Here is a 15,008-nt window from a genome sequence, read left to right on the forward strand (position 1 = left end):
TATAATTATCGAGAACATCTAACAAAAAAGGAGAAATGATTATGAAGAAAGTGATTTTTAGCCTGATATGCTTTGCTGGGCTATCGGCATGTTCCACAGAAAACGCGGTGGTAAGTTCGTTAAAGACTTACGATGTGTCAAATTCACCATGCAAAAGGGAGACAACAATGGCAGATTTGCAAAGCCAACCGCGCGAGGAAGAGAACAAACAAACGAAACTAAGCATTGAATTGGGGAAAGATGGGGTTGCCCAATGTAAGGTGGAAGACGTAAAGGACAATTGCGCCATACGAGAACGAGTGGTAAATGTTACCTGCGAGGGCAATCAAATTACCTTAGTTGTTCATCATAAGGAACGCTTTGAAGTGTTGGCAGATTGCATCTGTATGTACGACGTTGACTTTAAGATGAGCAAACTCTCCCAAGGCAATTATCACCTTAAAGTGTATTATGCAGGGAGTGTCGTTAAATACGATAAGGAACAGCTCGTGTACGATGGGGAGATAAGGCTTGTGTCGGGCAAGGTAACACAAGTTACGTTAAGAAGTGAGGTCCCGTTGCCTGTTGATTAACCCCTAATCGGTCGTTCAGACCACTCATCAATTATTTTAGGTTGTTTCCGTTGTTTCCTGCTCATTTTTCGTTTGCTTGTCGACATCTTGCCTGTCTTGTTCTCTTGCCGTAGCCCGCTACGCCTTCAAGAATAAGACAGACAAGGTGCTCAACAATACGCAATATCTGCACAGACCCTTAACGGGCGATTTGGGCTAAAGTTTCCGTTAGGGGTTTTCCTCTGTACTCCTGCAAAGACTTTTATCTTAGGTGGGTTCTGTTATTTACGTTCAATGGCTCTTAAATCTTATGGTTGTTGCCCCTTTTTCAGTCCGGCATTACGTGTTTTGCAATTAAGAAAATGGTCAACATGGTTAGGCAAAACCAAGCCATAAAGGTAATTAACAACATCCACCAACCTTTATCTGTCTATCTTCTTCACCTCTTTCCGTTCTTATTCTTGTTCTGCACCTGTCGGCAACAAACGATGTGGCACATTCCATGAACAAACACACAACGCTTAAGGGCGAAGAACTTGCTTATTGTCGTTTTTCTTTTTACCTTTGCATCATAGTGATAATGTTTCCCAAAGCCACATCACCACGCGCTTGTGCGTGCTGTGTTGGGCTATGGGAGACGTATCATTCACAAGGCGAGAGGACCATTGCGGCGGTTCTTTGGCCTGTTGCAACGGCCGATAAAAAAAAGAAACGTGTATAACATAACAACACATCATCATTATGGCAGCAGATATATCAACATGGTTGAAACCCGAAGTTAAGGCAGAGGGTTTAAAACAAGAGGGCGGCATCTTCGTGTATATGGATAACGACTTTGTTAGTGGGGATAACCTCAAGTACATGAAGATGTACGATTGGATGTCTTACGTTTACGATTTTGGAGAGAAATGGCTAGGGCGGCTTAAATATGGCGGAGCTATCGACCAATTGCGCTCCCAACTGATGAGCCGTTTGGAGTGGCGAAACAACATCTCCGTGCTATACGTATCTATTGGTACGGGAGCCGACTTGCACCATCTTCCGCAGGGTGTCGACCTTAAAACGATGGAGTTGGTGGGTGCCGACATTTCGTTGGGTATGCTTAAGCGGTGCAAAAAGAAGTGGCAGAAGAAAACAAACTTAACGCTTGTGCAATGTCCTGCCGAACAACTGCCTTTTGCCGACAATGCTTTCGACCTTGTTTTCCACAACGGCGCCATCAACTTCTTTAACGATAAGGCTCGTGCAATGAACGAAATGCTGAGGGTTGCCAAACCTGGAAGTAAAATTCTTGTGGCCGACGAGACGGCCGACTTTGTGGAGTCGCAGTATAAGAAAAGCGTTTTCTCTAAGTCGTATTTCGATGGTAAGACGGTAGACTTGCACGAAATGGAGCAATGTGTTCCGCCACAGGCAGAAGACAAGCAAACAGAACTGTTTTGGAACAACAGGTTTTATGGCATCACGTTTAGGAAAAGCAGAGGTTAGGTGGCTGCGCCCTTTAAAGGTGAAAGAGTGAAAAGGTGAAAAGGTGAAAAGATGGCTGCGCCCTTTAAAGGTGAAAAGGCTTATAAAGGTGAAAAGGGGAAAGGGGGAAAGGGTGAAAAGATGGCTGCGCCCTTTAAAGGTGAAAAGGTATATAAAGGTGAAAGGGTGAAAGGGTGAATGGGTGAAAAGATGGCTGCACCACCAGTCTTGTTAACTCGTTAATTTGTTTCTTGTCAATGACAAGTGCGACCGTATCTGCTAATGAACGTGTGCGGTTTGTTGGGCTAATAACTAGAAATTCTAGTAAATCTTGTCAGACTGGTCAGACTTGTCCGACCAGTCCGACCAATCTGACTTGTCTGACCTGTCCGACTTGTCTGACCAGTCTGACCAGTCTGACTAGGAGAACTAGAAGAGCTAGATAAGATAAACTAACTCCGCTAGCTTAATTAACCAAATGTCTGAAACTCATTAACCCACCTGCTACCGCCTCATCTTTTGTCCGCTTTTCCGTATGATTTTTAACACAATGGCTGCCCTTTTTATCCACCACTTCACCCTCTTGCCCCAAAAAATCGATTCTCGCGAAGGTTTGTCTTGATGCAAAAGGGGGTTGGTTTGTGAATGCAACAAAATGAATATTTATTTGGAAGGGGCGCCATTTACACCCGTTTTGGGGCTATTTGCTGCTAAATGTGGTGCAATATGCCGCTAAATGCAGTGCGTTTTTGTGCAAAACACACTGCATTTTTGTGCAAAACACACTGCATTTTGGTACAAAACGCGAGGTGAAATGGTGCAAAACGCAGTGTAAAATGCTGCTAAACGCAAGATGGAAAGCATAAATATTCACAGCAATGGTATAAACAAAACCTTTTATCACCACCAAAATCATGGCTGAAAGGGTCCAAATAGGGGGTAAAAAGTGGGTTTTTAGGTGTAAAAAGCGTGTAATTGGACTTGAAAAATTTCGAGCTTACAACCAAACTAGAAAGGCTAAATGGTGCATAATGCAGGTTGTATGCTTAAAAACGGACAAATATAAAGACGTGAAAGGCTAGAAAAAGTACTGATTTACCTACTTTATGGCCTCTATTTTCGCTAGAACGGTGCGAAAATTAGTGCGGTATTGTAAAATAAAAGATAATAATTTAAGTTTTTAAGTTGATGAGCCTTTGAGTTCGTAAGTTTGTGCGTTGATGAGTTCGTAAGTTTGTGAGTTGATAGGTTTGTGAGTTTGTGCGTTGATGAGTTCGTGAGTTTTTAAGTTGATAAGTTTTTGAGTTGATGGTTTTTGAGTTGATGAGTTGGTAAGTTTTTGAGTTAATGAGTTTTTAAGTTAATGTGTTCGTGGGTTTGTGAGTTGATGATTTTTCAAGCTGACGAGTTTGTTGTGTACTGATGTTATAGTCAAACATGATTGGTTATAGCCAAACATGATTGGTTTTGGAAAGCCATAGTTTCATCGTAAGCAAACCAAAGTGTCCTTTTTCTCCGTGTAAGGGCTTGTTGATGCGAGCCTACGCACGTATGGCATTCTTATGGCAACAATTGCCCAAGGCAATTCTGTTTGGTTATAATTGAGTTGTACTAACAGCGTTAAGCATGGCTTAGTTGTCTTTGTTTCTAGTTGTTGCTGTTAATAGTTAAATACTGCCTTTGTGTCGTTTGGTGTCGAAGAGGTAACTAAATGCACTTTAATCTTCTTCTTTTTAATGGCATTATGTAGGGGTAGGTTGATACACAGATACTTGAAAAGGTTGTCGAATGAGATGTTGTTGCAACCTTTGGTGAACAGGTCTTGAAGGAATAGTCCATAAGCTTTCTCCTTTTTTACCTGCAAGGCTTGATTGATAAATAACAATATCTTCGCGCTTTCGCTCTCATTTACCGCACATTTGGTGGCAACGCAAAAAGTTATTTCCATCTTATCTAATGCGTATTTGCTGCATAAAGAAAGCATGGCATGCATCTTTAAAAAGGAGAAACACATCTGTCTAATTGCCTTTGATATCTGGCTAGTGTCGTACTTTGATTTCAACTCCACAAATAGCAAACCCTCGTTTGTGGTGGAACTGACAAAGGCTACACCATCACAATCCTTATCTTCGAACTTGGTACTGCGCTTGCTGGTAAAGTCGGGCATACTTCTAGTTAGGTTCTCATTGAAACCCACGAAATCAGCAATAGCGCATTTTACATCTAAATCTGTCAGCTTGGCTTGTTTACCTTGTTCATGTATGTGCCAAAGTCCGTGTGCTTTATGGTATCCAAAGTTCGTCGATACTACCTTATCGAAGAACTGACAAAACGTTTCACTCGTCTTCATTGTCTAGTATCTCATCCAATTTACGTTCAACATCCATACTCTTTTTTATCGCTTCACTAAACGTAATGTATGGAACGCCATCGTCTACGTTTAGGCGTTCAACACGTGAAGAACCGTCATCATTGGCCTTTAATATGTATGCCGTAATGCTGGTGGCAGCCAAACTCAATTCGGGCGAAGTGCCAATCTCTTGACACAACTTGTTAAATCGCACTTCATCTTGCAGCCGCTCTCTAACTTCATGCAATCGAATAAGTTCGTTTAAGCGCCTTATCAGGTAGTCGCTGTGGGTGGTAACTTGCATAAAGCATCCCGCATTGGCAAATGCGCTTAGTATATCGGCCATCATCCGTTGCTTTAAAGGATGGAGGTGTGCCTCTGGTTCTTCGAATAAGACAGATGAAGCGAAAACTTCTCCCTTCCTTACAAGTAGTTCTAGTGGCGCCATTTCGCGCACAGATGCTGCGGCTGCGGATATGGGCATGGGGTTTTCCATACCATCATTTTGGTAAAGATACTTGTTGTTATCTCGCTTTATATGGCCTTCAAGTACTTTATGAAGCAAGCTTAGCAGAGGCTCATCGTTAGGAGTGTATGCTTCTTCACTACGATTAAGCTTGCTTAGGTCTTCCAAGTAAGATGCGTACATGCCCGTTTCTGGTATCAGTCGCTCTGTTAAAATAGGACCACGTGAAGGCGGAAACACATAAGTATGCCTAATTCGGAAGGCGTTCCCGAAAAGAGCGCTCATGAGTATTGGCCGCAAAAGCGTAGAGAATGGAGATTCGTCTTTAAGTATTTCATTTTTTATACGATAGCCCAGCCCCTCTAGATAAAGCATAAGCTCAGAGTCTTCACCATTATGTACATCAAAGGTTTCCTTTTTTAGTGCAAATGTAAACTTAGTGGGGACGCTTTTGGGGAGTACAACTTCTATTGCCCCTGTTAGAGAGTTATTTCCCAACATCATGCCCATGTAACTAATGGCATCGGCAGCTAGCCATGCTTCCAATTCCTTTTTATGTATTTCTAAAACAATGCCATCATTGTGAATGCTTTTGGCTAGCTCTTTATAATTGTAACCATTGTGTTCAAAAAAACGCGTTAGGCGTTTCTCGCTTACCAATACTTCTGTGAAATAATGGCACAATAAAGCCATATAACTCTTGCCAAACCCCGACTCGCCAGTAAATATAACAAACGGCATTATCTCTAATTGGGAGTCTTTAATACGCCCAAGCCTAGTTATTTTCACCACAATGTTTTCTGCATTTGCCATCATTTTGTAATCTTAATAAAAGGGTATAGTATGCGCAAAGATACCTATTTTATTTCAAAAGCCCAAGCGTTTAGCTCGTGATTTTGCGGTTTCTACCTCGTGAATTTGTTGGAGTAGCAGTATGGTGCAGAAGCCAGTGAGGTGGCAATGGTTAAAAAAATCGGCGTTCGCACTCTGTTAAAGAGAATACGAACGCCGATTTTAGGTTGTTTGCTATAACGTTTATCGCGTATTGCGCATGTGCTTGTGGTTAGCTTAGCTTGCCCTCGTGCACAATGGCCTGCACAACAATTTCGCGTTTCACGGCATTGTTGAGTATCTTAGCTGCAACGGCCGATACGTCGGCAGGCGTTAGGGTGCTGAAGATGGGGTCGACAGCGGCGCTCTCTTCGGGCGTTATAGTCTCGCCCGTTTGGGCATATATGCCTAATGTGCCCATCCACAACATGGGATTTGTAGCCATATCGGGCGAGGCAGGCGTTTGTTCGTCTACCGCCAAGGGCACAACTGCGGCCTTAAACTCGTCGGCCGAGAACTTGCCGAGGCGTACATCGTCGAGCAATGCCTTTACCTGGGCCAGCGCAGTGGCAACAGATGCACGCGCGGTTGACAGGTGTATGCTGAGCGTTTCGGTGGTTTCGGGTTGCGAAACGTAGTCGGCCTTCACACCAACCGTATAGGTTAGGTGTTGTTTCTCGCGCAACTCGTCGAAATACTTGGTCTCCAGGATGCCGCGCATCACTTGGAATGCAGCTCGTTCTTTGTCGGTTAGGCGCAGATTGTTGGCAAACGACAGTTCAATCTCGGCCAAATCGCCCTGCATTTCCACGTTGAAGGTGCGCTTGATGAGGGGTTCTTTCGATGCAAAGTTCATCGCCGTGGGTGCTGGTAAGGTTTGTTTGGGGTCGCCTTTTAGCGAACCCAAGTAGGTTGTTGCCAGCTTTTTAGCCTGCGGTTCGGGCAAGTCGCCAACGATGAAGTAGGTGTAGCGCGCCGCATTGCCGAAGTGGGCGAAGAATTGTGTGGGAAGTTCGGCGAACTGCATGCGGTCGAAGAAGGCCTCGTCTTGTTCGGGATTGGCCTCCGAGGGCGGGAACAGCAGTCGGCGAATAGAGTCTTGTGCGGCATCCATACCTTCGAGTGCGCGGTTGGCGTAGAGATACTTGCTGCGCTGAACATACTTTGAGAACACGCTTTGAGAGAAGTTGTGGCGCGACAAGATGAGGTTGAGGTAACCGAAGAAGTTGTCGGCTTGCGCAACGGGTGCACTGCCCGACAAGTCGTCGGAGTAGTCGCCAGGCGACATGGTCAGGTCGATGTTTTTGCCTTGCAGCCACGATGCCAGTTGGTTGCGGTTGTATCCGCCCACGCCCGTTTGCATCAGCTGATTGCGCATGCCCATGTAGCTGGGCAATTGTTGGGGCGTAACGGAAGCGCGTCCGCCAGGAGCCGTTGCCGAGAAAAAGAACATTCCTTTGGCTTGTGGCAGGTGCTTGTAGATTACGCGTGCGCCGTTAGATAGTTTCCATTCCTTGGCGGCAAGCTTAGCTATGGCCTTTTCGCTTACAATCTTGCCTGCAACGATGTGGCTGAGGTCGAGGTTGGTCAGTGTGTTGTTGTCTTGTGCTATTGCCACTTGTGGCCTTTCGCTGTTTGCAAGTGTAGTAAGGAAGTTGGCTTGCGATATGTTTAATTCGCCTGGTTTGCGCTCGTAGGTGATGAAAGCCAAGTTGTTTTGGTCGAGTAATTTGGCTACCCAGGTGTTAAAGTCTTCCACTTCTTGTTCAACCAGCACTTCAATGTTGCGTTGAATTTGCTCGCGGAAGTCGTTGATGGGCGTTCCGTAAAGGAAGTTTTGTTTCATCAGGTTGAACACGTTGTCGGGCGTTCCCAGTCCCTTCGCCTCCAAAGCATCTTTCATTCCTTGGTACATTTCGCTCTTTTCGGCCTCGAACTCTTGTTTAGAGAAACCGCCATTTACCATTGCCGCCCTAACATTGAGTAGCTGGCTCATTGCCCGTTGGGCGTTGTTGGCATAGGGAACAACATCCCAAGCCACTTGCGCAAAGCCGCGTACGAGGGGCGAAAGGCTTACGGATGCCGCAATGAAGGTTTCGGCATCGGCATTTTTAAGACGGGCAAAGCGGCGCGGCGCCAAGGTGTTGAATATGCGCGTGAAAAGGAAGTTGCGCGTACCCTCGTCGGAATTGGGGGTGTTAGGCAGGCGAACACGTTGGTAAAGGCCGAACGATGGGCTCTTGTTCTCCTTGTCTACAAACTGCATGTACAGCGGTTGAGCATTATTGCTGATTTTACGGAGTTCGGCATCGTAGGGTGTTGCCTTCTTGGGGAGCGACGAGAGGGTGGCTTTGAGGGTGCGTTCGGCTTGGTCGAGGTTTACATCGCCGATTATTGCCACGAACTGCAATTGGGGTCTGTACCACGTATCGTAGAAAGTGCGCACGTCTTTGGGCGTGAAGGAGCGTAGGCGAGCCTCGTTGCCAATGACGTTACGGTGGGCATATCGTGAGTTGTTGTACATTACTCGGGCGGTGCTGTCGGTGATGCGACGGTCGATACCCTCGCGCCTGCGCCATTCTTCGAGAATAATTCCACGTTCTTTTTCAACGTCGGCGGGCTGTATCTTGATGCCATGACACCAGTCTTTGAGCAACAAGTACATCTTTGCCATGAGTTGTGCGTTGGCCGTGGGCACGTTGTGTACGGCATAGCGCGTATCATCCACACCGGTAAAGGCCTCGAAATCGGTAAGCCCGTTGGCTTTAAGGAAAGCCATAACGCCCCCAGGGAAGTTGTCGGTAGCATTAAAGGCCAAGTGCTCCAGGGCGTGCGCCAAGCCCGTTTGGTTGTCGGCCTCGTTCACTGCTCCCACGTTTTGGTAGAGGTAGAACTGGGCCTCGCCAGGCGTTGAGCCGTCGTTATATATATAATAGGTAAGCCCGTTGGGCAGCTTACCCGTTCTCAGTACCTCGCTTTGGGCGTAGGCCTGTTGCGCCAAGCCGATAGTGGCAAGGCACAACATGACCGTACGCATGCGTCGCGTTAGGTTTCTTAGCGTTGTGTTCATACGGACTTACTTTTCTAGCAGTTCCAAAGTGGCCAGCTTATGCTTGATGGCGTTCTGCACCATAGCTTGCGGCATCTCCATGTTTTGCATTCTTAGCGACTCGGCATAGCCTTGGTTGTAGCACTCGCGCGCCTTAGCGTAGTTTTTCAGCTCACGATACGAGTCGCCAATCATCACGAGATAGTTTACGCGTTCCATTATTGCGCTTTCGGCTTTCAATGCTTGTTCCACCCATTCGATGGCTTGTTTGTGGTCGTCGGCCGTTAGTTTCTTGCCGGCAGCGTTGTAAAGGTCTTGTGCAGCCTTACCATAATCGGCCGGTGCAACCTTGTCGCCCATCTTTTGCAAGAGGGTTTTCATGTCGCGGATGTAGCCTTTCACGTCCTTATTCTTATAAAGGTTGTACAGCGCATCGTAGTAAAGCTTTGCCCTTTCGTAGGCGGGCAGCGTGGGCAGAGCGGCAACTTCGTATGCCTTAGCATACTCGTTCTTAATCTTTTCCACGTATTGCTTGTACTTGTCGCTGCCTTCTTTCACCAGTTCTTCGGCCCAAGCGTCGTTAGACATCACCACATAATAGGCCGCGGGAGCACCAATGGCCGCCTTCCACGCGTCTAGGTTCTGGTTGATGAAGTCAACCATCTCTTGCTTATGCGCCTTATCGTCGTTTCCTTCAAGGTTGTAGATAATGGCGTAGTCATCTTTGTTGATGAGTTTCGGACCTTTCTTGGCGGCGATGTAGCCCTTATAGAGTTTCTGAATGCGCACAACCCACTTGTCGGCATCCATTCCTTCTTGCGCTGCAAGGAAGTTCGGGGCCTTCATCAGCATCTGTTGTTGCACTTCCAGGTCGTTGGGGTTCTTCTTATATTCGTCGTATAGCTGTTCGAAACTTACGCCTTCGCCGGCCACAACCTTTGCCGCTTCAAGCAAATCCTCTTTTCCCAGAGCGCCAACGTTCACGCCAATGGTTCGTCCATCGGGCGCAATGAAGGCCACAGTGGGGTAAGCCTCCACCTTATATTGCTTGGCAATCTCCTTGTTTTCGGGCTTTTCGGCATCTACTTGCAAGCTGATAAACCGGGGGTTGAAGTATTCGCCCACTTCGGGGAGCGTGAAAACCTCCTTGGCCATGCGCTTACACGGCACGCACCATGTGGCATAGAAGTCTACAAAGAGGGGTTTGTTTTGCTTTTTTGCCTCGGCTAAGGCCTCGTTAAACGAACCCTTGAAGAACGTTATGCCTTGTTCGCCCTGTGCCTTGCATAGCAGGGCAAGCATCATGAGGGGCAATAATATCAGTCGTTTCATATCTTTATGGGTTTTGTTGTTCTGGTTCGGGCTCGTCAACGCCAACGATGATGGTGTAAACATCGTCGATGGTTTGCGAGTGCCCATCGTTATATACTCTTAGCGAAAGGGTGTAACGTCCGCTGTTTGGCAGTTCGGCCACGCCTTCGTGCATCAATACAATCATGCCGCCGTCTACTTTCAGCAGTCCCTTTTGGGCTAAGGCCTTAAACTTTTCGGCATCTCCGCCTTCGGAGGCCTTAACGTCGGCCAGTTCGTAGTTGATGGGGTTGGTGCCCGCTACTCCCTGTATGCGATACGACACCCAAGGTCGATGGTCGTTATAGCGTGGGGTGCTTGCGTGTGGGTTGTGGTACACGTTGAGCGTGTCGGGGCTGAACGATGCGCCCTCCGTTCGTAGAAATCCTACGGGCATGGTGTTGCAAGCAGCCACCGCCATAGCGATGAACGCCACTGCAAAGAGCGCGCGAGCCAAATTATATATCTTCTTCATGTGTTAAAAGTCGCTTAGTCTGAAATCATAATCCATTGAATGCACCACGCCTGTGAGCGTTTGAATGTTGCTCGATGCCACGATACTCTCCTTACTTGCATCTAACGAGGTGACGTAAATCCGCTTAGGACCTGCACCTGGCACGCCGTTGTATGTGTCGTTGAAGGTGTAAATCCAGAATTGCTTGCCCGATGCCATGTCGAACGTTTCGCCACCTGTGCCGATAAGCACGTTGGGGTCGCTGCTTTTTCGTCCGGGTTTAAAGTCGTCGAGCATCTTGCGCTTGGCAAGCAGGCCGTTAAGCACAAATGCCTTGCAGTCGTCTACGGGTATCTCGTCAACGGTTTTCATGCCGTTTGCCAAGAGATAGGCGCGTATGCTGTTGCTGGTAGCGCCGAAATAGGTGATGTCTTTGCCGTAAGAGCTGGTTCCTTTGAACACGTCTTCTAGTCCGGCGCGCGTTATCATCTCTTGTAACAGTTTCCAATTGTAGGCGTCTTGGCTGAAATAGTCCCACATAGTGCAGTCGTGCACGCCGTAAGCCTCGCCCGTATCTTCGAAATTGTATTGCGTGCAACTCACCGAAACAAGTGTCAGCAAGCATGCCGCAACGAAAAATTTAATGCGTTTCATTTTCTTTCTTTCTGTTTTGGGCCGCCGTTCTTTACTTGTTGTTGCGGCGGCCACGGTTAGGAAATGTTGCTTGTTACCTTGCTTATTCGTATCGTTGCCAATACGTTTTTTGGCGGATAAGCTTGTTAATGGGGTTTCCGTTCTTATCAGTCTTGGCGTCGATGGGCAGTGGAAGGCCCAAAGCACCGCCGCGCATGTCGCTCAAAGTAAGGGTGGTGAACTTGCCTGTCAACTCTTCCTTGATGTAATTGTTGCGGATGATGTCGGCGTAACGGGCATCGTTCTCGGCGATAAACTCGCGTTCGCGTTCGCGGAAGATGGCTTTGCGCAGTCCCTTCGTATCGTTGGCCGAGGGATAAGCGGTGGCTCCTGCACGATTACGGATAACGTTGAGGTCGGCAATGGCTTGCGCATCATTGCCCAATTTGGCCGCACATTCGGCGCGGAGCAGGTAGAAGTCGGCCAAACGCCAGTACACATAGTCGGCATTTATCGAACGATACAGCTTGCCCGACGACGATGTTTGGTCGGGATCGAGCACGGCTGTGCGGAACTTATAGGGTATGGCGTAGTTATGGCCGCCAACAGTGTGGTCCTGATCAAACTTGTAGAAGAAGGCCGTGCGGCGCAAGTCGCCCGCATCGGGGTAAAGCTTGCTGATGGTTTCCTTGTAGAGCTTAAACTTGGGATGCGTGGCGATGTCGGCCAGCGTTTGCGTTTCGTCTACCGGCCAAGATACAAACCCTTCGGCCACTTTGTTGGGCGAGAACGTTTGTCCCGAGCGTGCTTTGTCGTAGAAGAAACTGAAAATGGCCTCGGGATTGGTCTTTTCGGGCGCGGAGAAACATTGGCAAAGCTCCTCTGGCGTGCTGCAAAGGCTGTAATCGCCCACCTGTTTGTTTATCAACATGGTGGAATACTCCATCGACTTGGTGTAAGCGGCCTGTGCGTCGCCCTCCAATTTCAGCAGCTCGATGATGCTCCCTTTCCAGGCATAGAGGTGTGCCAGCAGTGCAGCACATGTTCCTTTGGATGCCGTTTGCCTGTTGGTAATGGGCGTTCCGTCCATCTTACGCAGCTTGTCGTAGGTGGGCAACAGGTTGAAAGCCTTTGTGGCGTGGTCGATGGCAGCGTTTATCACGTCTATTCGCGACGAGGTGGCGTACTCCTTAATCACTTGAGAGTTCTCGGTGATAACCGCGTCGTCGAAACGTTGCGCCAAAAGGAAGTAACAAAAGCCCAAACCGAATTCGGCCTGCCCCAAGTAGTGGTTGCGGCGGTCGTCCCTAAGGTCCTTAGCGCGATGGATATTGTCTACGATGACGTTGGCGGAAAAGACGATGTCGTAGAGTTCTTTCCACGATTGGTTTTGCCCGATAACTCGTCTCGGGTTCCAGCGGCGTATCTCCATGTCATCTTGCAGTGTGTCGACAAACATCCCAACGGTGCAAAACGTGTTGTTGTTGGGTGCGTAGATGTTGAGAAAGTATTCACCGAGGCGGTGGCAGAGTTCACTCCTGCCTCGTTGTTGAACGATGTGTCGTATGTTTGCGCATTCTCAGGCAGTATGTCTAGGCTGCAAGACGTTAGTGTGCATGCCAAGAGTAGCGTTGCGATGCTTATTTTTTTCATCTTTCTAGAATTTCATGTTGAAACCAAATGTAAGTTTGCGGTTTAGCGGATACTGTGAGCCGTCGTCCTTGCCCGTGTATGGGTCGATAACTTCGGGATCCAAACCAGAGTAATTGGTGAGCATGAAGAGGTTTTCGCCCGAGAGGTACACGTTGATGCTCTTAATGAACTTAGACTTGAACCAAGTTGCGGGAAGGGTGTAGCCCAACACCAGCTGTTTCAACCTAACGAAACTGATGTTCTCGATGTTCGAGTCTACATTGCCGTCGAAGTGTCCCAAGTAGCCTGGGTCGGCAAACTCTAAGGAGGGTTTCGTGGCGTTGGGGTTGTCTTTGCTCCAATATTCGTTGGCTCTGAAATGGGCCATTAGGGGATTTACGCTCTTGTTAAAGGTGAACGCACTGTTTTGAACCATGTTCATTACCTTGCGGCCAAGCACGTAGCTGAACAGCACGTCTACGTTAAAGCCCTTCCAATCCAGGTGACCGTTGATGCCGCCGTAGGCTGTGGGCAGGGTGCTACCGGCATAATACAGGTCGCTGTTGTCTATCTTACCGTCCTTGTTTTGGTCCTTAATCTTCCTACCGCCAACGCGCAAGGGATAGTTGGGGTTGCCGAAGTAGAGGGGCAAGCGGGCGCCCGTCTGACTGTAATAATACGGTATCTGGCTCTCGTCTTTTACTATTCCCTCGTCTTGGTAGGTGTAGATGCCGTAAACGGGTCGGCCCAACACCTTGTCGTTGAGGTCTTCGCCGTTATCTGTCTTGCGGAAAAGGTTGCGGTTGTGCGACACGTTGAGGCCAACGCTCAGGTTAAGGTCCTTGCTGCGGATAAGGTCGGCTTGCACATCAAACTCGATACCTTCGTTAGAGATGGCCGAAACGTTGTCCCAAACCTTGCTGGTATAGAAGAAGTTGCCCGGCAAGTATTTTTCCATAAGCAGGTTGCTTGAATACTTGTAGTAGTAGTCGAGCTTGAATTTCAGCCTATAATCCAACACTTGCAGGTCAAGACCCACATCGTACTGGTCGCTCTTTTCCCAAGTAAGGTCTTTATTGGCTAATGCGGCGGGAACCAATCCCGCAGTGCCGTTAAACACATCGGTTTCTGAAAGCGTGCCCAATGCCAGGTAAGGCTCTTGGAACTTCTGCCCCGAGCGTCCCCACGAGGCGCGCAGCTTGGCAAAGCTAAGCCACCACAGCTTTTTCATGAAACGCTCTTCGCTGAACGCCCAACCCAAGCCCACTGAGGGGAATGTGCCCCAACGGACATTGCTGCCGAAGACGGAAGAGCCATCGCGGCGAACAGAGAACTCGCCCAAATACTTCTTGTTGTAGCCGTAGGCGGCACGCCCAAGGAAACTGAGCATGGCCTGGTCTTCCTTGTTCGAGTCGAAATTTCTCGCAGGTTTGGCATCTCCGCTGATGTCTTTAATCAGTGTGGGCCATCCCTCGCCAACGTATTTCACTTGGTTGGTGGGGCCACCCTTTGCCCATCCGCCGATGCTTTGCATCAAATCGTAGTTGTAAGTAACACCTGCCATCAGCTCCAACTTATGCACTTGGGGCAGGGGCACATTGTATGTGGCGATGTTCTCGGTTTGAAGGTTGGTCATTGCGGCGTTCGAACCGCGCGCCTCCGACAGGTTGTCGTACATCAAATAGCTGGGGCGGAAGATGTAAACGCGCGTAAAATAGTGGTCGATAGATGCCGTGGAGGTAATCCTCAAACCTTTTATGGGCGAATAGTTAAGGCCGCCGTTCAGTCGTAGGTTGTAGTTCGAGTTGGTTTGGTCTACGTCGCGCAGCTGTTTCACGGCCTCGCGTTCGGCCGTGCTTCCTTTACCGGGCAGCACGCTGGGCGTTTGCTTGGGGTCGAACGTAAGCCCCTGAACGCGCCCGCCCGAACCGGCGCTTTGGTTGGTGTAGGCCATGTTCAAGCGCACAAATACATCGAGCTTGGTAGAAAGCTTAAAGTCGAGGTTTGTGAGCAAGCTGTAACGGCGGAAGTTGGAGTTAATCATAATACCCGTTTCGTCGTACACGCCTGCATTGGCCATGTAGCGCATGTCTTCGGTACCGCCGGCCAGTTGCACGTCGGCTTTGGTAACGCGCCCTAGCCTAAATCCGTACTTCCACCAGTTGGTGCGGTTGTTGTAGAAGGTGTTCAGCGAGTCTTGCATGATGGGGCTAATCTTCCTGTCG

General features: G+C 48.4%; 9 protein-coding genes and 1 pseudogene. 2 read left to right on the forward strand and 8 right to left on the reverse strand.

The annotated features are described in order from the left end of the window. Positions 1–41 precede the first annotated feature (41 nt). Positions 42–572, forward strand: coding sequence for a hypothetical protein (locus tag BN93_RS00995; RefSeq protein WP_044259511.1), 531 nt, complete (start codon positions 42–44; stop codon positions 570–572). A gap of 720 nt (positions 573–1,292) precedes the next feature. Continuing rightward, positions 1,293–2,039 carry a class I SAM-dependent methyltransferase gene (locus tag BN93_RS01005; RefSeq protein WP_019186488.1) on the forward strand — a complete coding sequence of 249 codons (747 nt, stop codon included), beginning with the start codon at positions 1,293–1,295 and terminating at the stop codon, positions 2,037–2,039. Between the two features lie 1,639 nt (positions 2,040–3,678). Here the strand turns inward: BN93_RS01005 and BN93_RS01015 are convergent. The 8 genes and pseudogenes from BN93_RS01015 to BN93_RS01050 form a co-directional block, all read right to left on the reverse strand. Continuing rightward, positions 3,679–4,368: a hypothetical protein gene (locus BN93_RS01015; RefSeq protein WP_019186493.1), complete on the reverse strand. Its 690-nt coding sequence runs from the start codon at positions 4,366–4,368 to the stop codon at positions 3,679–3,681. Then, complete coding sequence (locus tag BN93_RS01020) at positions 4,355–5,650, reverse strand: AAA family ATPase (protein ID WP_019186494.1); 1,296 nt, start codon at positions 5,648–5,650, stop codon at positions 4,355–4,357. The genes BN93_RS01015 and BN93_RS01020 overlap by 14 nt, the downstream gene beginning before the upstream one ends. Positions 5,651–5,897: 247 nt before the next feature. Next, positions 5,898–8,735 carry a M16 family metallopeptidase gene (locus tag BN93_RS01025; protein ID WP_019186495.1) on the reverse strand — a complete coding sequence of 946 codons (2,838 nt, stop codon included), beginning with the start codon at positions 8,733–8,735 and terminating at the stop codon, positions 5,898–5,900. Positions 8,736–8,741: 6 nt separating this feature from the next. Beyond that, entirely contained in the window at positions 8,742–10,046 is a 1,305-nt protein-coding gene (locus tag BN93_RS01030) for a thioredoxin family protein (protein WP_044259341.1), read from the reverse strand. A 4-nt stretch (positions 10,047–10,050) separates the two neighbouring features. Continuing rightward, complete coding sequence (locus BN93_RS01035) at positions 10,051–10,539, reverse strand: hypothetical protein (RefSeq protein ID WP_019186497.1); 489 nt, start codon at positions 10,537–10,539, stop codon at positions 10,051–10,053. Positions 10,540–10,542: 3 nt separating this feature from the next. Continuing rightward, entirely contained in the window at positions 10,543–11,172 is a 630-nt protein-coding gene (locus tag BN93_RS01040) for a hypothetical protein (RefSeq protein ID WP_044259516.1), read from the reverse strand. 82 nt (positions 11,173–11,254) lie between these two features. Then, positions 11,255–12,804 (reverse strand): annotated as a pseudogene (locus BN93_RS01045) (RagB/SusD family nutrient uptake outer membrane protein). A gap of 4 nt (positions 12,805–12,808) precedes the next feature. Next, on the reverse strand, positions 12,809–15,008 hold a 2,200-nt coding region (locus BN93_RS01050), incomplete at its 5' end, for a SusC/RagA family TonB-linked outer membrane protein (protein WP_044259342.1).

Source organism: Prevotella conceptionensis 9403948 (assembly GCF_000312305.1).
GTDB classification, from domain to species: Bacteria; Bacteroidota; Bacteroidia; order Bacteroidales; family Bacteroidaceae; genus Prevotella; species Prevotella conceptionensis.